Here is a 21644-nt window from a genome sequence, read left to right as displayed (position 1 = left end):
TTACAGAAAAAGGCTGGCCAACATGCGTATTCTCATCACCGGCGGTGCCGGTTTCATTGGCTCTGCCCTGGTTCGTCACTTGATCCGGCATACTGAGCATGAAGTGCTCAACCTGGACAAACTGACCTACGCCGGCAATCTGGAATCGCTGACCAGCATTGCCAACGACACACGCTACGAATTCGTGCAGGCCGATATCGTGGATCAGGCCACCGTCAGCGCCGTACTGGCCCGTTTCCAGCCGCATGCGATCATGCATCTGGCGGCCGAGTCCCATGTCGACCGTTCCATCGACGGTCCGTCGGATTTCATTCAAACCAATATCGTCGGCACGTACAGCCTGCTCGAAGCAACCCGCGCCTACTGGCAGACCCTGGCCGAGCCCGAAAAAAGCGCTTTCCGTTTTCACCACATTTCCACGGACGAGGTGTACGGCGACCTGCATGGCGTCGATGACCTGTTCACGGAAACAACCCCGTACGCGCCAAGTTCACCGTATTCCGCCAGCAAGGCGGCCTCCGACCATCTGGTCCGCGCCTGGCAACGCACCTACGGCCTGCCGGTGTTGCTGACCAACTGCTCGAACAACTACGGGCCGTTCCACTTCCCCGAAAAACTGATCCCGCTGGTGATTCTCAACGCCCTCGCCGGCAAGCCGCTGCCTGTCTACGGTAACGGCCTGCAGGTTCGCGACTGGCTGTTTGTCGAGGATCACGCCCGCGCACTGTTCAAAGTGGTCACCGAAGGCGTGGTCGGCGAGACCTACAACATCGGCGGTCACAACGAGCAGAAGAACATTGATGTAGTGCGTGGCATCTGCGCCCTGCTCGAAGAGCTGGCGCCGAACAAACCTGAAGGCGTCGCGCATTTCGCCGACCTGATCACTTTCGTCCAGGACCGTCCTGGCCATGACCTGCGCTACGCGATCGATGCCAGCAAGATTGAGCGCGAACTCGGCTGGACGCCCGAAGAGACCTTCGAGACCGGCCTGCGCAAAACCGTCCAGTGGTATCTGGAAAACCTGGAGTGGTGCCGCCGAGTTCAGGACGGCAGCTATCAGGGTGAACGACTGGGCGCCATCAATACCAAGGAGTTGATCGCATGATGAAAGGAATTGTGTTGGCCGGGGGCTCGGGCACGCGTCTGCACCCGATTACGCTGGGCGTGTCCAAACAGCTGCTGCCGATCTACGACAAACCGATGATCTACTACCCGATCTCGGTCCTGATGCTGGCCGGCATCAAGGAAATCCTGGTGATCTCCACACCGCAGGACCTGCCGCAATATCGCGGCCTGTTGGGGGACGGCAGTCAGTTCGGCGTGCATTTCAGCTATGCCGAACAGCCTTCGCCCGATGGCCTGGCCCAGGCCTTTCTGATTGGTGAGGAATTCATTGGCAAGGATCCGGTGTGCCTGATCCTCGGCGACAACATCTTCCATGGTCAACGCTTTAGCGAGCAATTGATTAACGCCGTCAATCGTCCTTCTGGCGCCACCGTGTTCGGCTACTGGGTCAAAGACCCGGAGCGCTTCGGCGTGATCGATTTCGACGACGAAGGCCGTGCCCTGTCGATCGAAGAAAAGCCGAAAGCCCCGAAATCCAGCTATGCCGTGACCGGCCTGTATTTCTACGACAACGATGTGATCGAGATCGCCAAGGCCGTGAAGCCCTCGCCTCGCGGCGAACTGGAGATCACCGACGTCAACAATGCCTACCTCAAGCGTGGCGATCTGCAGGTCGAGCGCTTCGGCCGCGGATTCGCCTGGCTGGACACCGGCACTCACGACAGCTTGCTCGAAGCGTCCCAGTATGTGCAGACCATCGAGCATCGCCAAGGGTTGAAAGTCGCCTGCCTCGAAGAAATCGCTTACGAAAAAGACTGGATCGACCGCGAGCATTTGCTCGAGCGCGCCAAGTATTTTGGCAAGACCGGTTATGGTCAGTACCTTTACAAACTGGCTGAGGGTGGACAATGAATGTGATTGAAACCGCGTTGCCCGGTGTGTTGATCCTTGAACCCAAGGTCTTCGGGGATGAGCGCGGCTTTTTCTACGAAAGCTTCAATGCCAGGGCCTTCGAAGAGGCGACCGGCCTGAAGAGACAGTTCGTTCAGGACAACCATTCCCGCTCACAGAAGGGCGTCCTGCGCGGCTTGCACTACCAACTGGAAAACACCCAGGGAAAACTGGTGCGCGTTACGGCCGGTGAAGTGCTCGATGTAGCGGTAGATGTACGTCGCAGCTCACCGAATTTCGGCCAGTGGGCTGCTGTGCGTTTGTCCGCAGAAAACAGTCGCCAACTCTGGGTGCCGGAAGGTTTTGCCCATGGGTTCGTGGTGCTGAGTGACTTCGCCGAGTTCCTCTACAAGACCACCGACTATTACAATCCGTCCGCCGAATGTTGCATCCGTTGGGACGATCCAACACTTGCCATCGACTGGCAACTGGAGGAGGCACCCAAGCTTTCGGCCAGGGATCAGCACGGCAAAACCTTGCAAGAAGTTGATCTGTTTCCATGAAAATACTCATCTGTGGCCAGCAGGGCCAGGTTTCACGTGAGTTACAGCATCGCCTGGGCGCTCTGAGCGAGTTGATCGTTCCGGGACGCGATCAGCTTGACCTGGCGCAACCGGAACAGATCCGCCAGCAGGTGCGGCGTGTTCGTCCCGACCTGATCATCAACGCCGCGGCTTATACGGCGGTCGACAAGGCTGAAAGCGAGAAAGCAGCGGCGTTCTCCGTCAACGCGGAGGCCCCAGGCATTCTGGCGGAAGAAGCGGCGGCGCTGGGCATCCCGCTGATCCACTACTCCACCGATTACGTGTTCGACGGCAGCAAGACTGCGCCTTACAACGAAGCTGACGAACCTCACCCATTGGGCGTTTACGGCAAGAGCAAACTCGCCGGCGAACAGGCGATTACGGCGGTAAAAGGCAAGCACCTGATCTTGCGCACCAGTTGGGTCTATTCGACCCACGGCCGCAACTTCCTGCTGACCATGCAACGTCTTCTGCAGGAAAAACCGGAGCTGCGCATCGTCGCCGACCAGATCGGAGCACCCACCTGGGCCGGCACGATCGCCAACAGCACCCTCGCCCTGATCGAACGCTGGCAGGCCGGCGAGACTGGCGCCTGGGGCACTTATCACCTGACCGCGCAGGGTGAGACCTCGTGGTTCGGTTTCGCCCAGGCCATCGGCGAAGCGCTGCGGGAACAGGGAAAGCCTTGCGCAAACCTGCTGCCGATTACCACCAGCGACTACCCGACACCCGCCAGCCGCCCGCTGAACTCGCGCCTGGATTGCAGTCGCCTGCAGCGCGAATGGGGCCTCAGTCAACCTGACTGGCAAACCGCGCTGCGCGAGTGTCTTGCCGGACAAGCCTAGGCATAATGCGCCTGTACCCACAGGCGCCTGATGCTCATGAACTCGACCCTTCCACGCCGACCCCGCTGGCGCAGCCTGGCTCTGCTTGCGCTGTGCCTCGCGCCATTGCTGTGGCCGCTGGAGCATCTGGCCGAGCGTTATTACCGCAGCGAACTGACCGGGCAGAACCGTCAGACCCTCGACCTGTACGTCGCCAACCTACTGGGCACACTTCATCGCTATGAAGTGCTGCCGCAGATTCTTGGCGACCTGCCGGCCCTGCGTGCTGACCTGTCTGCACCGGATGATGGCGTCATCCAAGGCAACGCCAACCGGCTGCTGAAAAACATCAGCGCCCAGACCGGCGCCGAAGTCATGTACCTGATGGACACCACGGGCAAGACGCTCGCCGCCTCCAACTGGGACAAACACGACAGTTTCGTCGGGCGCAATTTCGCCTTTCGGCCGTATTTCAGTGAAGCCATGGCCGGGCGTCTGGGGCGCTTCTTCGGCCTGGGCACCACGTCGGCCAAACGTGGCTACTTCTTCGCAGCCGCGGTCCGGGATCGCGAAAAAATCATCGGCGTGCTGGTGGTCAAGGTTGACCTGGACCACACCGAAAGCCTCTGGGGCAAAACCCCGGAACAACTGCTGGTGACTGACCACAACGGCGTGGTCATTCTCACTTCGCGGCCGGAATGGCGTTTTCGCGCGACCCGTCCGTTGAGCGACGCGGAGCGCGAGGCAATCACCGCGATTCAGCCCTACCCGACCCGAGAACCCAAGCCGTTGAACCTTGATCCGGACGCGTGGCTGACCCAGACCCGGCAGATCGACGAAACCGGCTGGAGCGTCAGCATCCTTGCGCCGCGCACCCTGATCGACCGCCCGGTGCGCACGGTGGTCGCCATTGGCGGCGCGACGCTGCTGGTGTTGATGCTGCTGCTCGGCCTGATGATGCAACGCCGCCGCCACTACCTCGATCGAATCGCCTTCGAAGCCAAGGCCCGTCGGGAACTGGAGGGCCGCGTCGCCGAACGCACCAGCGACCTCGAAGGCCTCAACCGTCGGCTGAAACAGGAAGTGCTGGAGCGTGAAAATGCCCAGCAGGAATTGGTGCGCGCCCAGGATGATCTGGTGCAGGCGGGCAAGCTGTCGGCGCTCGGGACCATGTCGGCGAGCATCAGCCACGAACTCAATCAACCGCTGGCGGCGATTCGCAGCTACGCGGAAAACGCCGAAGTGCTGCTTGATCACGAGCGCACCGACGATGCGCGCGGCAACCTCAAGCTGATCAGCGAACTGACCGGGCGCATGGCCTCAATCATCGCGCACCTGCGTGCCTTTGCCCGGCGTGATCGCCACGCCCCGGAAAGCGTTGCGCTGCAACCGGCGCTGGATGACGCGCTGGCGCTGTTGGCCAAGCGCCGGCGGAGCATGGAGGTCGAGTTGATCCGCGATTTGCCGGCCGCCACGCTGTGGGTCGAAGCCGGGGAAACCCGTTTGCGTCAGGTGCTCGGCAACCTGCTGGCCAACGCGCTGGACGCGCTGACGGAAAAAGGCCCGCCGCGTAAACTCTGGTTGAGTGCCCAATCCACCGCCGATGGCGTCATTCTGTACATTCGCGACAACGGCCCTGGCTTTTGCATGGAAGCCCTCGGCCGCGCCAGCGAGCCTTTCTACACCACCAAGACCCGCACGCAGGGCCTGGGCCTGGGGCTGGCGATTTGCGAGACCCTGATGCGCGCCTTCGGGGGTGAACTGTCGTTCGCCAACCACAAGGAAGGCGGTGCCTTGATTACCCTGAAACTGCGCGCAGGCGCACCGGGCGTGAGCCTGCAACCGTCCGAGGACCGAAGTGCATGACCATCGACAACCGCATCCAGGTCGTGTTGATCGACGACGATCCGCATCTGCGCCAAGCCTTGAGCCAGACGCTGGACCTGGCGGGCCTGAAAATCCTGCCACTCGCCGAAGCCAAGGGCGTGGCCGGGCAACTGGAGCGTGACTGGCCGGGGGTAGTGGTCAGCGACATTCGCATGCCGGGCATGGACGGTCTTGAGTTACTGACCGAACTGCACGCGCAAGACCCGGAGCTGCCCGTGCTGCTGATCACCGGTCACGGCGACGTGCCGCTGGCCGTGCAAGCGATGCGCACCGGCGCTTATGACTTTCTGGAAAAACCCTTCGCCAGCGACGCCCTGCTCGACAGCGTGCGCCGTGCATTGGCCTTGCGCCGGCTGGTGCTGGACAACCGCAGTCTGCGTCTGGCCCTGAGCGACCGCAATGAACTGAGCGCAAGACTGGTCGGGCAATCGGCGCCGATGCTGCGTTTGCGCGAACAGATCGGTGCACTGGCCGCGACCAAGGCCGACGTGCTGATCCTCGGCGAAACCGGTGCCGGCAAAGAAGTCGTGGCCAGGGCCCTGCACGATTTGTCGAACCGGCGTAACGGCCCGTTCGTGGCCATTAATGCCGGGGCCCTCGCCGAATCAGTGGTGGAAAGCGAGTTGTTCGGTCATGAACCGGGCGCGTTTACCGGGGCGCAGAAGCGCCGTATCGGCAAGTTCGAATTCGCCAGCGGCGGCACGGTCTTCCTCGATGAAATCGAAAGCATGAGCCTGGACGTGCAGGTGAAGCTGCTGCGCTTGCTGCAAGAGCGGGTGGTCGAGCGTCTGGGGGGCAATCAGCTGATCCCGCTGGACATCCGCATCATCGCCGCGACCAAGGAAGACCTGCGCCAGTCCGCCGATCAGGGACGCTTCCGCGCCGACTTGTATTACCGTCTCAACGTCGCACCGCTGCGGATTCCGCCGCTGCGCGAACGCGGTGAAGATGCGCTGATGCTGTTCCAGCATTTTGCCGATGAAGCCAGCGCTCGCCATGGCTTGCCGCCCCATGAACTGCAACCGGGGCAACGGGCGCTGCTGCTGCGTCACACCTGGCCGGGTAACGTGCGGGAATTGCAGAACGCCGCCGAACGCTTCGCCCTGGGCCTGGAACTGGCACTGGACAACAGCGCGCCGGAGGCTGGAGCGAGCACAACGGTTGAAGCGTTCAGCGGCGGATTGAGCGAACAGGTGGAAAACTTCGAGAAATCGCTGATTGCCGCCGAACTGGCGCGCTCTCACAGCTCGGTCCGCAGCCTCGCCGAAGCCCTCGGCATTCCGCGCAAGACCTTGCACGACAAACTGCGCAAGCACGGGCTGAACTTTGCCGACCATCACCCGACCGACGAACTCGATTGAGTGACCGTCAATCCTTACTCCTCAAGCAAAAGGCCCATTCATGAACCGCGACAGTCGTCATCTGGAATCAGTCCTGCACCGCGACATTCCCCTGACGCAGGCCATGGGCGTCAAAGTGCTCGACTGGCATGACCAGCAATTGCGCCTGTACTTGCCGCTGGAAGCCAACGTCAATCACAAGAGCACCATGTTCGGCGGCAGCCTGTATTGCGGCGCGGTGCTGGCGGGCTGGGGCTGGCTGCACTTGCGTCTGCGCGAGGAAGGGATTGAGGACGGGCACATCGTGATCCAGGAAGGGCAGATCAGCTATCCGCTGCCGGTGACCATGGACGCGACGGCGATTTGCCAGGCGCCGAGTGCGGCGGTATGGAAGAAGTTCTTGGCGATGTATGGACGCTATGGGCGGGCGCGGTTGACGTTGCACTCACGGATTGTGAATGCCGATAGCGATGACGATGCAGTAACGTTCACCGGGCAGTACGTCCTTCACCGATAACGACACAACACCTGTGGCGAGGGAGCTTGCTCCCGCCGGGTCGCGGAGCGGCCCCAAGGCCAGCCACCGCGCGATATCATTTAAATCCCGGTGCCTGAATTGCGGCTGCTGCGCAGCCGAGCGGGACGGTGCGGCGTTCCGACAAGCTCCCTCGCCACAAGGCGTGTGCGCAGATCAGGAACGGGCGAGTTCCAGCAGTTTTTCCCGCCAGGCAGCCTTCGCCGGCAGCGCCAGGAAAAACTCGTTCAGCAAAGACTCCCGCGCCGGATAACTGAACGGCACGCCGCTCAACTCCAGCACTTCACCGCCGGCTCCTTCCAGCACACCTTGGGCCGCCGCCGTATCCCACTGCGAAGTCGGTGCCAGGCGCGGATAACAATCGGCCGCGCCTTCCGCCAGCAGGCAAAATTTCAGCGAACTGCCGATATTGGCCAGTTGCAACTCACCGAGGCTGTCGCTCAGTCCGGCCAGCAAGCGTTCTTGTTCAGGGCTTGAATGCCGACGACTGGCAACGACCGTGAACGCCTCTCCAGGAGCCAGAGCATTGCGAACCTGAATCGGCGATGGCTCGGCTTCTCGATCACCACGCCACGCGCCAAGACCCGCACCGCCAACATAGAAACGCCCGTTGGTCGGCATCGACACCACACCAAACACCACGCGACCTTGCTCGATCAGCGCGATGTTGACGGTGAACTCTTCGCTGCCCGAGATGAACTCCTTGGTCCCGTCCAGCGGATCGACCAGCCACCAGCGCTGCCAGCCGGCACGCACGCTCTGCGGGATGTTGGCGTCCTCTTCGGACAACACCGGAATGCTTGGGTCCAGCGCGGTCAGCCCGGCCAGAATCAGGTGATGAGCGGCAAGGTCGGCCGCGGTGACCGGTGAATCGTCAGCCTTGGCGGTCACCGCAGTGCCGGTACGCCAAAACGGCAGGATGGCGTCGCCAGCCTTCAGTGCCAGTTCAACCACCGGCGCCATCAAGGGATGCGGAAAATTCATGGCAGGAATACCCCGCGCTGAGTCAGCAGATCGCGGGCCAGGTACAGCGCCGCCAAGGCACGGCCCTCGGTGAATCGCGGGTTCTGTGCCAGGCCGGACAGTTCACGCAGATTGATCTTGTCCACGCCCATAGGTTCGGGCTCGTCACCCTCTAGCCGTTCTTCGTACAAGTCGGTGGCCAGGACCACCTGAATTTTCTGGCTCATGTAACCCGGCGACAAGGACAACTCGGTCAGATGCTCCAGCTGTCGTGCGCCATAACCGGCTTCTTCCTTGAGCTCGCGCTCCGCCGCCGCCAACACGTCTTCACCCGGTTCGATCAAGCCCTTGGGCAAAGACAGCTCGTATTCATCGGTGCCGCCGCAATATTCCTCGACCAGCACCGCGTGGTCTGCATCGATCATCGCCACGATCATCACCGCGCCATACCCGGCGCCCTTGCCGACCAGTCGTTCATATGTGCGCTCCACGCCATTGGAAAAGCGCAGTTTCAGCTCTTCGACGCAGAATAAACGGCTGGTGGCGACAATCTCGCGGGCGAGGACGGTGGGTTTCTGGCGCATGAAAAGCTCCTTGGCGTGAACGCGTTACTATACCCGGCCTATCCTGATTGTTGACCTCGGATATCTTTTTTACCGTTGGAGAAGTTTTTTATGTCACTGCTGCCGTGGCGCGACATCGACACCGTTCTGCTGGACATGGACGGCACGCTGCTGGACCTGCATTTCGACAATCATTTCTGGCTGGAGCATTTGCCCCAGCGTTACGCCGAGTTGCACGGGGTGAGCCGGGCCATGGCCGAGATGGAATTGCAGCCGCTGTTCGAACGCAACGCCGGCCAGTTGCAGTGGTATTGCCTGGATTTCTGGAGCGCCGAGCTGAAGCTGCCGGTGCGCGAACTGAAACTGGAAACCGCGCACCTGATCGCTTTGCGCCCCGATGCGGATACATTTCTGGAGGCGATCAGGAAGGCGGGCAAACGGGTGGTGATGATCACCAATGCGCACCGGGACTCGTTGTCACTGAAGCTGGAACGAATTGAACTGGCGCCCTACTTCGAGCGATTGATCAGCTCTCACGATTACGGCTTCCCCAAGGAGAATCCGCAGTTTTGGGAGGCCTTGCAGGCGGACATCGGCTTCGATCCGGCGCGCAGCCTGTTTATCGACGATACGTTGCCGATCCTGCGCAGTGCGCGGGATTTCGGTGTTGCGCATTTGTTGGCAGTGCGGGAACCGGACAGCCGCAAAGGGCCGAAAGACACGGCGGAGTTTGTGGCGGTGATCGATTATCGGGAGCTGATTGCCGGGCTTTGAGACTTGTGGCGAGGGAGCTTGCTCCCGCTGGAGTGCAAAGCGCTCCCAATCTGGCTGAAGTTTCCTTCAGAGAATTGCGGCTGCTGCGCAGCCGAGCGGGACGGTGCGGCGTTCCGACAAGCTCCCTCGCCACAGGTTTATGTGTTACTCCGGAATCCGCAACGACTGCCCCGGATAAATCTTGTTCACATCCTTGAGCATCGGCTTGTTGGCCTCGAAGATTTTCTGATACTTGTTGGCATCGCCATACACGCGCAAGGAAATCGCACTCAGGGTGTCGCCCTTCACAACCGTGACAAAGGTCGCAGCCTTCACCACCGGCCCGGTCACCGTAATCTGGTCATCCACGCTCCCGACACCGGCGATATTGCCCACCGCCAACAGAATCTTCTCCTTCTCTTCCTGACTGCCGACTTCACCTGTCACCGTGACCTTGTCGCCATCCACTGTCGCCTGCACATTCGGGTTACCCAGGCCGACCTTGCTGATGTGTTCCTTCAACTGCTCGCTGGCATTGGCATTGCCGGGTGTCAGCAGATCGATAAGTTTTTCGCCTGCTTCTTTCACAAAGCTAAAAATACTCATGGTGCACGCTCCTTGGGTTTTGGGTTCCAGACGCAAAAGCCTAGACCAAGGTTGCAACCCTCGGTTCTCACCCGACCAATGACGCCGCTTGCCCCCAGGCGCTAGAATCCCGACCTTCCCGCGCCCTGGAGCGAAGATGGACATCAAGCAACTGAAATTCCTCATCGCCCTCGACGAAACCCGTCACTTCGGCCAGGCCGCCGCACGTTGTCACATCACCCAGCCGACCTTGTCCATGCGTCTGCGCAGCCTCGAAGAAGAGCTGGAGCTGCCATTGGTCAACCGCGGCCAACGCTTCGAAGGCTTTACCGCGCCTGGCGAGCGAGTGCTGGCCTGGGCGCGCACCGTGCTGGCGGCCTGTGACGGTTTGCAGGCCGAGGCCGCCGCCTGTCGCGGCAACCTGGTCGGTACGCTGCGTCTGGGCGTGGTGCCCTTGTCGAGTTTCGATCCGCTGCCCCTGCTACAACGCCTGCACACCGAACACCCGAACCTGCGTTTCGAACTCTCTGCGCTGAGCTCCGAGCAGATCCTCGAACAACTGGCGAACAATCGCCTGGACCTGGGCGTGTCGTACCTGGAACGCCTGGACGCCGAACGCTTCGACTCCCTGACCTTCAGCGAAACCCGCATGGGCCTGCTCTACGATCAGCGCTTCTTCACGTTCGGCGAGGCACCGCTGAGCTGGGAGTCGTTGATCGAACTGCCGCTGGGCATGCTCACCAGCGGCATGCATTTCCGCCAGTCCATCGATCACAATTTCCACAGCCGCGGCCTCACCCCCCAGCCGCTGTTGCAGACCGATGCCGTGCATCAACTGTTACAAGCTGTGCACGGTGGTTTGTGTTGCGCGGTGATGCCGCTGGACGGTGGGCTGGAAAACCTGACCGATCATCTGCGTTTGCAACCGATCGAAAACGCGCAGACCCTCGGCCAACTGGGGCTGATCATGCGTCGCAGCGCGCCGCGGTCAGCGCTGGCGGAAGCCTGTTTTGCGATCTATCAGAAATCGCCAACCATCTCTTGATCGATGTCATCTATCGGCAGATCAGTAATAGCGATTAGACGCGACACTTTGACGCGCATAGGCTTAAACCTGACTAAACCGTCGGTGATGCCTGATGAAAGCCAAGCGCCCTGTTTGCGCGGCGCCAGCCCTCGAAGCGCCCGCGCCCGCCGCCAGCCAAACCTACAGTTACAGCGATCTTCAATACACCGAATCGGCCAGCACCGCGCTGGCCGAAGAAGTCGCGCTGGCGATTGCCTTCAACGGCATCAGCCAGGCGGTGATGCTGGTGACGCCAACGGATCTGGAAGACTTCATTGTCGGTTTCAGCCTCGGCAGCGGCATCATCGAAGACGCCTCCGACATTTATGACCTGCAACTCAGCGGCTCGGGTTCGGCGCAATACGCGCAAGTGACCATCGCCAACCGCGCCTTCTGGAACCTCAAGCAGCAGCGTCGGCAATTGGCCGGCACCAGCGGTTGCGGACTGTGTGGCGTGGAAGCGGTGGAGCAGGCCTTGCCGGACCTCAAGGTGTTGCCCGGCGCCCCCCTGCCACCCGCCGAATGGCTTGACGGCTTGCGCCAGCGCATCAGCGCGTTTCAGCCTCTGGGTCAGCATTGCGGCGCGGTGCATGCGGCGGTGTTCATGAACGCCGAAGGCGAATTGCTGCTGGGTCGCGAAGACATTGGCCGGCACAACGCCCTCGACAAACTGATCGGCGGGCTGATCCGGCAAAAAATCCCGACCACCGGCGGCCTGGCGATTGTCACCAGCCGTTGCAGCCTCGAATTGATCCAGAAAGTGTTGCGCGCAGGCATCCAGACCCTCGTCAGCCTGTCCTCGCCCACGGGCCTGGCCGTGCAATGGGCCCGCCGCCATAACCTCAATCTCATCCACCTGCCGCAGAAAAGTGCGCCGCGGGTATATAGCCCTGCGTTGGAGAATCAAGCGTGAGTCAACATCGTCAAGCCGACCAGACACCCGTCCCCCGCTACAAGCCCTACAAAGGCCCGGCCGGTGGTTGGGGCGCGCTGATCAGCGTTGCCCAGGCCTGGTTGACCAGCGACAACGCGCTGAAAAACCTGCGCATGATGCTCAAGACCAACAAGAACGGCGGCTTCGACTGCCCCGGTTGCGCCTGGGGCGATTCCAATGAAGCCGGCATGGTGGCGTTCTGCGAGAACGGCGCCAAAGCGGTGAACTGGGAAGCGACCAAACGCCGTGTCGACGGCAAGTTCTTCGCCAAACACAGCGTCACCCAGCTGCTGGAGCAGAGCGACTACTGGCTTGAATATCAGGGCCGCCTGACCGAGCCATTGAGCTACAACGCCGAAACCGATCGCTACCAACCGATCAGCTGGGACGATGCGTTTGCCCTGATCGCCAAGCATCTGCGCGGTTTGTCGAGCCCGGACCAGGCCGAGTTCTACACCTCGGGACGTGCCAGCAACGAAGCGGCGTACCTCTATCAATTGTTCGTGCGCGCCTACGGCACCAACAACTTCCCCGACTGCTCGAACATGTGCCACGAGGCCAGCGGTGTTGCGTTGTCGCAGAGCGTTGGCGTCGGCAAAGGCACCGTGACCTTCGATGACTTCGAGCACGCCGATGCGATTTTCGTCTGGGGCCAGAACCCCGGCACCAACCACCCACGGATGCTCGAACCGTTGCGCGAAGCGGTCAAACGTGGCGCTCAAGTGGTGTGTATCAACCCGCTGAAAGAACGGGGACTGGAACGTTTCCAGCACCCGCAACACCCGCTCGAAATGCTCACCAACGGCGACAAGCCGACCAACACCGCGTACTTCCGTCCGGCACTGGGCGGCGACATGGCGATCATGCGCGGCATGGCCAAGTTCCTGCTGCAATGGGAGCGCGATGCGCAGAAGGCGGGTGAGCCTGCCGTGTTCGACCACGACTTCCTCAATGAACACAGCGTCAACGTGCTGGACTACCTGGGCGTCGTCGACGACACCTCGTGGGAGCAGATCGTCGAGCAATCTGGCCTGCCCCTAGTCGAAATCGAAAAAGCCGCGCGCATGTACGCCAAAGGCAAGAACGTCATCATGTGCTGGGCCATGGGTATCACCCAGCATCGTCATTCGGTGGCGACCATCCAGGAAATCGCCAACCTGATGCTCTTGCGCGGCAACATCGGGCGGCCGGGCGCGGGCCTGTGCCCGGTGCGTGGCCACAGTAATGTGCAGGGCGACCGGACCATGGGTATCAACGAGCGTCCGCCGGTGGCGTTCCTCGACGCCCTGGAACGTCGTTTCCAGTTCAAGGTGCCGCGTGAAAACGGCCACAACGTGGTTGAAGCGATTCACGCCATGGCCGAAGGTCGGGCAAAAGTGTTCATCGCCCTGGGTGGCAACTTCGCCCAAGCCACCCCTGACAGTCCGCGGACCTTCCAGGCGCTGAGCAATTGTGACCTGACCGTGCAGATCAGCACCAAGCTCAACCGCAGCCACCTGGCCCACGGTAAAGACGCGCTGATCCTGCCGTGCCTGGGCCGGACCGACATCGACCGGCAAACCGAAGGCCCTCAAGCAGTGACCGTCGAAGACTCGTTCAGCATGGTCCACGCCTCCAATGGCCAGTTGGAGCCGCTGTCGAACCAGATGCGCTCGGAGCCGGCGATTCTTGCCGGTATCGCGGCCGCCACGCTGGGCAGCCACCCCGTGGACTGGAATTGGCTGGTAGCGGACTACAACCGCATCCGCGACTTGATTGCCGACACCATTCCCAACTTCAAGGACTTCAACGAGAGGATCAAGAACCCTGGTGGTTTTTACCTCGGCAACAGTGCCGGTGCGCGCAAATGGAACACTGCATCAGGCCGGGCCAATTTCCGCCCGAACGTATTGCCCAAGGACCTGGTGCACGAACGCACCCGCGCCACTGGCGTATTGCCGGACCTGATCCTGCAGTCAATGCGTTCCCACGATCAATACAACACGACGATCTATGGCTTGAATGACCGTTATCGCGGCGTGAAAGGTCAGCGTGACGTGTTGTTCGTCAACGAAGCCGACATTATTCGCCTGGGCTTCAAGCCTGGGCAGAAGGCCGACATCGTGTCGATCTGGGACGATGGCGTAGAGCGTCGGGTGAAGGGCTTCACGCTGCTGGCGTTTGATATTCCTGCGGGGCAAGCAGCTGCGTATTACCCGGAAGTGAACCCGCTGGTGCCTCTGGAGAGCACCGGGGATGGCAGCCATACGCCGACGTCGAAGTTTGTGGCGATCCGGTTGGAAGCGGCGAGTGAGACCGGGTTGATCATGGCCAAGTCGGCTTAACGCGCACACCCTGTGGCGAGGAAGCTTGTCGGAACGCCGCACCGTCCCGCTCGGCTGCGCAGCCGCCGCTGCTTTTTTTGGGGCCGCTTCGCGACCCAGCGGGAGCAAGCTCCCTCGCCACAACACGATGTACGCGCCTGATTTTCAGCGGCAAGCCAACTTTCCCAACGCCCACAAAAAAGGCCGTTTTTTCACAAAAACGGCCTGTCCGAAGTAGCTAAAGACCGGCGAAAAACACTTAAGTTCCGCCCAAAAAACAGTAACTTAGGTATATCTGCTGAAGTCGTGTCATTCGTCGGATTTCGATTGTAAGCACCCTGCCTCAGCCTCAGGATCGCGCCGTCATCCCCTTGAGGTTCCTCTATGAAGTTCTCCTCGATTCTCTTGTTGTCCCTTGGCCTGGTCAGTGGCTTAGCTTCTGCCGGAGGCACCACCGAAGCAGGTGTGGGCGGCGCATTGGGCGGGGTTTTGGGCTCGGTCGTCGGTCAATCGTTAGGCGGCAACACAGGTTCCACCATCGGCGCAGCCCTGGGCGGCGCGGGTGGTAGCGCAGTCGGCGCAGACAAACGCAGCCGTGGCGAAGCGGCCATTGGCGGTGCGTTGGGCGCAGCGGGCGGTAACGTGGTCGGTCGCAGCATGGGCGGCACCACCGGCAGCCTGATCGGCTCCGCGGCAGGTGGCGGCGCCGGTGGCGCGCTGGGTAACTACATGGGCAACAAGAGCGATGAGGACGATGATCGTCGCTCTCATCGTGGCGGTGATCGTCGCTACTACCGTGATGGTCACCATGATCGTGGCCACCACTACGGTCATCGCAAGCACAAACATCGCTATCGCGACTGAGGCTTGAATCGCCTCGTTTACCGGTAGATCAAAAAGTCGCAGCCCACGGGCTGCGATTTTTTTGCCGGTCAAACCACCAACCGCTCCAGCGCACCGCGCAATCCGCCAGGAATCGCCACCGGCTGATTCGATGTCCGATCCACGAACACATGTACGAAGCGCCCCGCCGCACAGGCGTCGTCTTCACCCGCCTTGAACACCGCCAGTTCGTATTGCACAGAGCTGTTGCCCAACTTGCCCACCCGCAAACCGATCTCGATCCGGTCGGGGAAAGCGATGGAGGCAAAGTAATCGCACGCCGAACTCACGACAAAACCCACGACTTCGCCGTCATGAATATCCAGGCCGCCGACTTCGATCAGATACGTGTTCACCGCCGTGTCGAAAAAGCTGTAGTAGGTGACGTTGTTGACGTGACCGTACGCATCGTTGTCGTGCCAGCGAGTGGTGATGGGCTGGAAGTGCGGGTAGTCGGTGCGTTGAGGCATCGGGTTGGACATCAGGTTCGATTCCTTGAGTTGGATGGCGAGTTTAAGGTGGAAACCGCGTCGTACTCATCGCAAGCCTGCTCGCGATGGCGTCATTAAAGACACTACAAATCAGCAAACCCCTTACCCACCGCCGCCAACTCCCCAATCAACCGCGCCGGCTGCCAGTGATCACCCTGCCGGGTCTCCAGCGCCAACAACCGCTGATGAATGTCCGCCAACCCTTGCTGATCCGCCCAGGCCATCGGCCCGCCCTTGTCCGCCGGGAACCCATAGCCGTTGAGGTACACCAGATCGATGTCGTGCGCCGTTGCAGCAACCCCTTCCTGAAGGATTTTCGCGCCCTCGTTGACCAGCGCCAGCAAGCAGCGCTCCAGAATCTCCTCAGGGCCGATTTCACGACGCTGGAAGCCTAATCCCTCGCTGACTTGCAGCACCAGCGCATCCACTTCCACATCGTGCTCAGCCTGGCGACTGCCGGCTTCGTAGTGGTAATAACCGTTGCCACTCTTCTGGCCGAAACGCCCCAGTTCGCACAGGCGGTTGTCCACCTGGACCTGCGGCGCATCCTGCCCGACACCGGCCAGTTCCCGAGCGCGCCATTGCAGGTCGATGCCGACCACATCGAACATGCGAAACGGCCCCATGGCGAAACCGAAGCCCTGCAACGCCGCATCCACCTGATAGGGATAAGCGCCCTCGAGCAGCATCTTGCGCGCTTCGAGCACGTAGGTATTGAGCATGCGGTTGCCGATGAACCCCTCGCAGTTGCCCGACACCACACTGACCTTGCCCATGCGCTTGCCCAGCTCCAGCGCGGCATCCAGTACCGCCGGCGCAGTCTGTGCGCCACGAACGATTTCCAGCAGTTTCATGATGTGCGCCGGGCTGAAGAAGTGCAGGCCCAGCACTTGTTGCGGACGGCGAGTGGCCGCAGCGATCGCGTCGATATCCAGCGCTGACGTGTTGCTCGCCAGAATGGCTTCGGGTTTGAGCAGGCCATCGAGCTCACGGAAAATTTTCTGCTTGAGCTCAAGGTTTTCGTACACCGCCTCAATCACCAGATCGACATCGCGGATCGCTGCGTAATCGGCAGCCGCCGAGATCCGCGCAATACGAGCGTCCGCCTCGGCCTGATCGATCCGCCCCTGACGCACGTTGTGCGCGCCGGTCTCGGCCACGCTGGCCAGCGCTTGCTCAAGCATCTGCGGATTGTTATCCACCCATTGCACCGGCACCCCGGCGTTGGCCAGGCACATGACAATGCCACGGCCCATGGTGCCCGCACCGATGACGGCGGCGCGCTGAATGTTGAACGGTGTCTGGCTCATGATTGTTCTCTTGTTGGCGATCCAAAGACAGTCCCCACCATAGTCAGCCACCGGGCATTTTTGAAATTTATTCCTGTGATGGGGGACATTCAGCGGATGGATCTAACCCGGCAAATGCGCCTCGGCCCAACTCCGCACATCGCCATACGGATAATCCTCCAGCGCTGCAAACCCTGGAATCGACCGGGCCTTGAGCTTGGTAAACAGTGGCACGCTGATCCCGCACAAAAACCGCGTCACGCGCTCCGCTGAGGGAACGCTGCCGACGTGCTGTTCATGCCTGTGGATAAAATCACCGCACAGCGCCTCGAAGTTTTTATCCACAAGCGCCGGCAACTCTGGCGGTGCGGGCAGCCGCGCCACATGCCCGTGACACACCGAACAGTGCCCGCACTGCTGCGGCGCATTTTCGTCGCCGAAATACTCGGCGAGGCGATAACCCAGGCAATGCTCGGTGGCGAACAGATCCAGCATGGCGTGGATTCGCGCGATCTCGGTGCGTTCATGCTGGGTGAAACAAGCATGCAGTTCGGCACTCAGCGCCTGACTGTCGAAGTCCGTTTGCAGCAGGCTGTAGACCTCGGTCATCTGTTTGCTTTCCAGCTCGACCCAGCCCTTTTCCTGGAAATAATCCAGTGCCTTGACCACCCGATCGCGCTCGGCCCGATGCTGCTCGTACAACGCATCGAAATTCACCGTGGCCCAGGTCCGCGCGCGGGTGGAAGTCTGGATGATTGCCGCTACGAAGTCCTTGCGCTCACCCTCGAAGCGGGCCAGCAAGTCTTCCGGCTCCTGCAAATACTTGAAGCGGTATTCGGCGTAATAGGCGTAACGCGGGGCGATGATTCTGCGTAGCTCCAATTGCACCAGCAAGGTCTTGAGCGGTAACTGGCGGATATTGCTCTGATCGGCCAACGGTCCCAGCAGAAACTCCCATTGCCCCTCGGGTGCAGCGGCTTGCAATTCGTCGAGTACGTGACGGATGCCGTCCAATTCCGGCGTGTCGCCGTAGACGAAGTTTTCCAGCACGTTGAGGCTGTCGCGGTTGGCCAGTACCAGGCAGTCCGACGGTTGCCCGTCACGCCCGGCGCGACCGATTTCCTGACTGTAGTTTTCGATGGATTTGGGCAAGTCAAAATGCACCACGTTGCGAATGTCGCTCTTGTCGATGCCCATGCCAAAGGCGATGGTAGCGACGATGCAATTGGACTGACCGCCCATGAAGCGCTTTTGAATCGCTTCCCGTTGTTCATGGGGCAAACCGGCGTGATAGGCCTCGGCCTGCACGCCGTTGCGCCCCAGGTGTTCGGCGATGTGCTCGGCGGTTTTCTGCAGGGTGACGTAGACGATGCTCGGCTGCTCGGGACGCTCACTCATCCATTCGACCAGGCGTCGACGTTTGTCCTGGCCGCGCACCGGCTCCACCAGCAAGTTGAGGTTCGGCCGATAGAAACCGGTGGTGACCACGTCTTCAGGAGCGATGGAAAATTTCGCTTCCATATCCGCGATCACTTTCGGGGTCGCGGTGGCGGTCAGCAGCAACGCCTGAGGGATGTTGAACTGGCGCTGGTAGTCCGGGAGCTTGAGATAGTCGGGGCGGAAGTTATGACCCCACTCCGAGATGCAATGCGCCTCGTCCACCACCAGCAGCGAGATCGGCACCTGCTGCAAGAAATGGCGAAAGCGCTCGTTCTTCAGGCGCTCCACGGAAATCATCAGAATCTTCAGCTCGCCGGACTTGGCGCGAGCCATCACATCGCTGGCGTCGTCGCGGCTCTGGGCCGAATCGATACTGCCCGCTGCGATCCCGTGTCGCTGAAGAAACGCCAACTGGTCCTGCATCAATGCCAACAGCGGCGAGACCACCAGCGTCAGGTGCGGCAGCAATACCGCCGACATCTGGTAACACAGGGACTTGCCTGAACCCGTGGGGAAAATCGCCGCCGCCGAACGCCCGGCCAGTACAGCGCTGATCGTCGCCTCCTGGCCGGGCCGAAACTGTGGATAACCGAAAACCTGTTCCAGGGTGTTGTGCATAAGCTGTCACTCCGTTGACCGCTGCGAAGCCCAAAGCCTAGCCGGTGATCGCAGCGAGTCGAGAAAAGGTCGGGGGCAAAAACGATACGGGATGATACAGCGTCCATCAGGCCAAACCTTCGCCACAGGTTGAAACAAACGGGGCACTTTGCCTCCCTGACGCTTCACCCCTTTTCACCGGTAAGGTTCACCTTCAAAAAAAATTGCCCTCTTCGCGCAATGTTCAACACGGCAGGAAAGCCTGATGTGCGCGGAGATTTACGAAGGAACGATCATGCCTCAACGACCCATTTTTTTACTCCCCCCCGTGCTCGCATTGCCCTTTTTGTTAAGCGGCTGCCTGACGAACCCCACGCAGCCGTCCATCGACCCGACCCCGTTCGAGACACTGGAATATCAGGGCCAGCAAGGCCTGGCGGTGATTAACGCGTCAGCCCTCTACGCCCGAGGCGGCACTGGCCAGGGGGTGGCCGTAGCGCTTGTCGACTCAGGCCTGAACAGCAACTTGCCGGAATTTCAGGGAAGAATCGCTGACCCGGGTTTTGACTATGTCGAGAACCGTGCCGGCACCTTCGACCGGGTGGGTCACGGTACCCAGATGGCCGGCATTCTCGCCGCCAACAAAGATGACCAGGGCATGCACGGTGTCGCCTTCAACGCACAACTGATCCCCTTTCGTTTCGGCGACGACAACGAGCCATTTTTCTTCGACACCGAGATTGCACAATCCTGGCAGGCCGGCTTCGACAAAGGTGCGCGCATTCTCAACAACTCGTGGGCCAATGCCATTCCGGCGACAGAGATCAATGAGGCGCGTTACAAGCAGGTCATGCCGGAGTCGTTGGTGACTGCCCGGAAACTGGTTCAGGACGGCGCTGTTTTTGTGTTCCCGACGGGTAACGAACTGAAACGGGAACCGTTGGCTGAACCCGGCTTGCCGATCGCCATACCCGAACTGGAAAAGGGCTGGATCGCCGTGGTTGCACTGAAAAACGACGGCAGCGCCATCAATGCCAAGTCCAACTATTGCGGCGTGGCGGCTGCCTGGTGCATCGCGGTACCGGGCGGCGATTCCGGCGCTGGGCAAGGACTGCTGACCACCAGCAAGGACGGAAAGTACGTGCAGACCGCCGGCACCTCGCCGGCTGCCGCCATGGTCAGCGGAGCCCTGGCAGCATTGCAAAGCCGATACCCCGAACTTACCGCGCAACAAGTACGCGAACACCTGCTGGCAACAGCGAACCGAACAGGTATCTATGCCAACAGTGAGGCGTACGGTCGAGGTTTGATGGATCTTGAAGCGGCTTCGCGCCAGGCTCCGAAATCCACGATCAACTAAGCCGAAACGGGAAGGACAGCGTCACCGGGATTTGCCCTAGACAGCACTAGGGCACCAACACCGCCACCCGAAGCTGCTCATTCAACGCCTGCTCATGAAACACCTGGCTCTTGCTCGCCCACGCCGCGTGGGCCGGGCTGATTTCGCCGGTGAACGCCGCGGCCAACTGACGCAAATCAGCGACGCTTCGCACACGGGGGCAGAACGGTTCGCCGTCGCAGTCTTGGCTGGCATTGCGGTAGGTGGTCAGCAATCGATCCCACAAGCCATCACGCACCTGGCGTACAGACTTGAGCTTCACCGCCTGCACGCCCAGGCGTTGTTTCAGACCCTGTTCGTCCAGCGCTTCGCTGGCCAGCAGCGCCTTGCCGAACATCAACACCTCAGCGCGAGACGCGGTGTCCATGTTCGCCTGAGTGGTGAGCGCGTCCGGCCAGCCCGTGCGGTCCATGTTGGCCAGCACCATCGAGTTACCCGCGTCAGCCGCGCCGGTCAAACGACACGCCCCCGCCCACAACAACAAAACCGAGGCCATACGTAGCCATTGCATACCTAATTCCCTTTAAGTGCTTAACCAGGCATTTTCGAAATGCCCTACAGATTCTGGCGCGCACGATACAGAGGTTTGCTGCGCTGCGCCTGAGAAACACGTAGGAAAATTCACCTGTAAGGGTTTCGATTAAAAAAACCTCGGGAAACGCGTAGGGCGAATGCCCGAGGGCCAGTAAATCCCCTACAAACTGTGTCGATTGCAGCCGTATTGCCGCAACGCGTCGTCCGCTTCATAGTTTTCGGCGCGGCTGAAACAGTGTCGGCCTGCCAGACTTCCTACAGGACGGACCCAGATGCAAGACCGCTATTGCCCACTCAAAAGCCGCTACAGCGACACCCCGGTCCTGGTGATTGACACCGAGGCCGACCCGCACGAAATCCTCGACGCCGCCCGACAACGCATCCGCGCCGCCAGCGACCTGCTCGAAACGCTGTACTGCCTATGCTTCAAACAGGCGGACGCGAGCGACATTCCCAACATCGTCAACGCGCTTTACCTGCTGACCCAGGACGGCAACGAACTCCTCGACATCGCCCGCCAACGCCTCCCAAAACTCACCGCTGGTTAATGCCCACCCACACCCCCCTGGAGGAGCGAGGCTTGCCCGCGAAGAACGATAACGCGGTGTGCCTGCATATCAATAAACGAGAGAAATTCGACGGGGGATAAGTACGTAGGCAACGCCCTATCAAAGCTTCATCCCGGTCCTACAACAGAAGGCACCTTGTCGCCTATCGCC

The 21644-nt window shown here is 60.8% G+C and carries 21 protein-coding genes; 14 read left to right on the top strand and 7 right to left on the bottom strand.

Annotated features, from left to right (window positions below):
- Positions 1–22: 22 nt before the first annotated feature.
- From rfbB to ACM6IQ_RS22490, 7 genes are read left to right on the top strand one after another with little or no spacing between them, the layout of a single operon-like run.
- Complete coding sequence (gene rfbB, locus ACM6IQ_RS22520) at positions 23–1105, top strand: dTDP-glucose 4,6-dehydratase (RefSeq protein WP_017335942.1); 1083 nt, start codon at positions 23–25, stop codon at positions 1103–1105.
- Positions 1102–1977, top strand: a complete 876-nt coding sequence (rfbA, locus tag ACM6IQ_RS22515) for a glucose-1-phosphate thymidylyltransferase RfbA (RefSeq protein ID WP_017335941.1) — start codon at positions 1102–1104, stop codon at positions 1975–1977. The genes rfbB and rfbA overlap by 4 nt, the downstream gene beginning before the upstream one ends.
- On the top strand, positions 1974–2519 hold the full coding sequence (gene rfbC / locus ACM6IQ_RS22510) for a dTDP-4-dehydrorhamnose 3,5-epimerase (protein WP_017335940.1): 546 nt from the start codon (positions 1974–1976) through the stop codon (positions 2517–2519). The genes rfbA and rfbC overlap by 4 nt, the downstream gene beginning before the upstream one ends.
- Positions 2516–3385, top strand: coding sequence for a dTDP-4-dehydrorhamnose reductase (rfbD, locus tag ACM6IQ_RS22505; RefSeq protein ID WP_414879896.1), 870 nt, complete (start codon positions 2516–2518; stop codon positions 3383–3385). Before rfbC ends, rfbD begins: the two co-directional genes overlap by 4 nt.
- Positions 3386–3421: 36 nt before the next feature.
- The gene (locus tag ACM6IQ_RS22500) at positions 3422–5230 is read left to right on the top strand and encodes a sensor histidine kinase (protein WP_414879895.1); all 1809 of its coding nucleotides are present in this window, start codon (positions 3422–3424) and stop codon (positions 5228–5230) included.
- Positions 5227–6612: a sigma-54-dependent transcriptional regulator gene (locus tag ACM6IQ_RS22495; RefSeq protein WP_017335937.1), complete on the top strand. Its 1386-nt coding sequence runs from the start codon at positions 5227–5229 to the stop codon at positions 6610–6612. Before ACM6IQ_RS22500 ends, ACM6IQ_RS22495 begins: the two co-directional genes overlap by 4 nt.
- Before the next feature lie 40 nt (positions 6613–6652).
- Positions 6653–7108 carry a thioesterase domain-containing protein gene (locus ACM6IQ_RS22490; protein WP_017335936.1) on the top strand — a complete coding sequence of 152 codons (456 nt, stop codon included), beginning with the start codon at positions 6653–6655 and terminating at the stop codon, positions 7106–7108.
- A gap of 174 nt (positions 7109–7282) precedes the next feature.
- Here ACM6IQ_RS22490 and cysQ read toward each other — a convergent pair whose 3' ends face one another.
- Together cysQ and nudE are read right to left on the bottom strand one after the other, a co-directional pair.
- Positions 7283–8110 carry a 3'(2'),5'-bisphosphate nucleotidase CysQ gene (gene cysQ / locus ACM6IQ_RS22485; protein WP_017335935.1) on the bottom strand — a complete coding sequence of 276 codons (828 nt, stop codon included), beginning with the start codon at positions 8108–8110 and terminating at the stop codon, positions 7283–7285.
- Positions 8107–8673 carry an ADP compounds hydrolase NudE gene (gene nudE, locus ACM6IQ_RS22480; protein ID WP_017335934.1) on the bottom strand — a complete coding sequence of 189 codons (567 nt, stop codon included), beginning with the start codon at positions 8671–8673 and terminating at the stop codon, positions 8107–8109. The genes cysQ and nudE overlap by 4 nt, the downstream gene beginning before the upstream one ends.
- 90 nt (positions 8674–8763) lie before the next feature.
- Between nudE and yrfG the strand changes: the two genes are divergently transcribed.
- On the top strand, positions 8764–9426 hold the full coding sequence (gene yrfG, locus ACM6IQ_RS22475; RefSeq protein ID WP_017335933.1) for a GMP/IMP nucleotidase: 663 nt from the start codon (positions 8764–8766) through the stop codon (positions 9424–9426).
- 144 nt (positions 9427–9570) lie between these two features.
- Here the strand turns inward: yrfG and lysM are convergent, their stop codons facing one another.
- Positions 9571–10011 carry a peptidoglycan-binding protein LysM gene (gene lysM, locus ACM6IQ_RS22470; RefSeq protein ID WP_017335932.1) on the bottom strand — a complete coding sequence of 147 codons (441 nt, stop codon included), beginning with the start codon at positions 10009–10011 and terminating at the stop codon, positions 9571–9573.
- A gap of 136 nt (positions 10012–10147) precedes the next feature.
- On the opposite strand from lysM, the gene ACM6IQ_RS22465 reads away from it, so the two are divergent.
- The 4 genes from ACM6IQ_RS22465 to ACM6IQ_RS22450 all read left to right on the top strand — a co-directional run bounded on the left by ACM6IQ_RS22465 (position 10148) and on the right by ACM6IQ_RS22450 (position 15157).
- Complete coding sequence (locus tag ACM6IQ_RS22465; protein WP_017335931.1) at positions 10148–11035, top strand: LysR family transcriptional regulator; 888 nt, start codon at positions 10148–10150, stop codon at positions 11033–11035.
- A 94-nt stretch (positions 11036–11129) separates the two neighbouring features.
- Complete coding sequence (fdhD, locus tag ACM6IQ_RS22460; RefSeq protein ID WP_017335930.1) at positions 11130–11969, top strand: formate dehydrogenase accessory sulfurtransferase FdhD; 840 nt, start codon at positions 11130–11132, stop codon at positions 11967–11969.
- A complete protein-coding gene (locus ACM6IQ_RS22455) occupies positions 11966–14314 on the top strand; it encodes an FdhF/YdeP family oxidoreductase (protein WP_017335929.1) in 2349 nt (782 codons plus the stop codon). Before fdhD ends, ACM6IQ_RS22455 begins: the two co-directional genes overlap by 4 nt.
- A gap of 363 nt (positions 14315–14677) precedes the next feature.
- Positions 14678–15157, top strand: a complete 480-nt coding sequence (locus ACM6IQ_RS22450; RefSeq protein ID WP_414879894.1) for a glycine zipper domain-containing protein — start codon at positions 14678–14680, stop codon at positions 15155–15157.
- A gap of 68 nt (positions 15158–15225) precedes the next feature.
- Here the strand turns inward: ACM6IQ_RS22450 and ACM6IQ_RS22445 are convergent, their stop codons facing one another.
- The 3 genes from ACM6IQ_RS22445 to ACM6IQ_RS22435 form a co-directional block, all read right to left on the bottom strand.
- The gene (locus tag ACM6IQ_RS22445) at positions 15226–15657 is read right to left on the bottom strand and encodes an acyl-CoA thioesterase (RefSeq protein ID WP_017335927.1); all 432 of its coding nucleotides are present in this window, start codon (positions 15655–15657) and stop codon (positions 15226–15228) included.
- A gap of 92 nt (positions 15658–15749) precedes the next feature.
- On the bottom strand, positions 15750–16976 hold the full coding sequence (locus tag ACM6IQ_RS22440) for a 3-hydroxyacyl-CoA dehydrogenase NAD-binding domain-containing protein (RefSeq protein ID WP_414879893.1): 1227 nt from the start codon (positions 16974–16976) through the stop codon (positions 15750–15752).
- 102 nt (positions 16977–17078) lie between these two features.
- Positions 17079–19013, bottom strand: coding sequence for an ATP-dependent DNA helicase RecQ (locus ACM6IQ_RS22435; RefSeq protein ID WP_414879892.1), 1935 nt, complete (start codon positions 19011–19013; stop codon positions 17079–17081).
- A gap of 274 nt (positions 19014–19287) precedes the next feature.
- Between ACM6IQ_RS22435 and ACM6IQ_RS22430 the strand changes: the two genes are divergently transcribed.
- Positions 19288–20352: a S8 family peptidase gene (locus ACM6IQ_RS22430; protein WP_414879891.1), complete on the top strand. Its 1065-nt coding sequence runs from the start codon at positions 19288–19290 to the stop codon at positions 20350–20352.
- Positions 20353–20398: 46 nt separating this feature from the next.
- Here the strand turns inward: ACM6IQ_RS22430 and ACM6IQ_RS22425 are convergent, their stop codons facing one another.
- Positions 20399–20902, bottom strand: coding sequence for a hypothetical protein (locus ACM6IQ_RS22425; protein WP_017335923.1), 504 nt, complete (start codon positions 20900–20902; stop codon positions 20399–20401).
- 295 nt (positions 20903–21197) lie between these two features.
- Here ACM6IQ_RS22425 and ACM6IQ_RS22420 point away from each other — a divergent pair, with 295 nt between their 5' ends.
- On the top strand, positions 21198–21473 hold the full coding sequence (locus ACM6IQ_RS22420; protein WP_017335922.1) for a hypothetical protein: 276 nt from the start codon (positions 21198–21200) through the stop codon (positions 21471–21473).
- Positions 21474–21644: the final 171 nt, after the last annotated feature.

Source organism: Pseudomonas sp. IT-P100, from assembly GCF_949767185.1.
GTDB classification, from domain to species: domain Bacteria; phylum Pseudomonadota; class Gammaproteobacteria; order Pseudomonadales; family Pseudomonadaceae; genus Aquipseudomonas; species Aquipseudomonas fluorescens_B.
The sequence above is the reverse complement of the archived record's forward strand: the minus strand, read 5'-3'. Positions and strand labels throughout refer to the sequence as shown.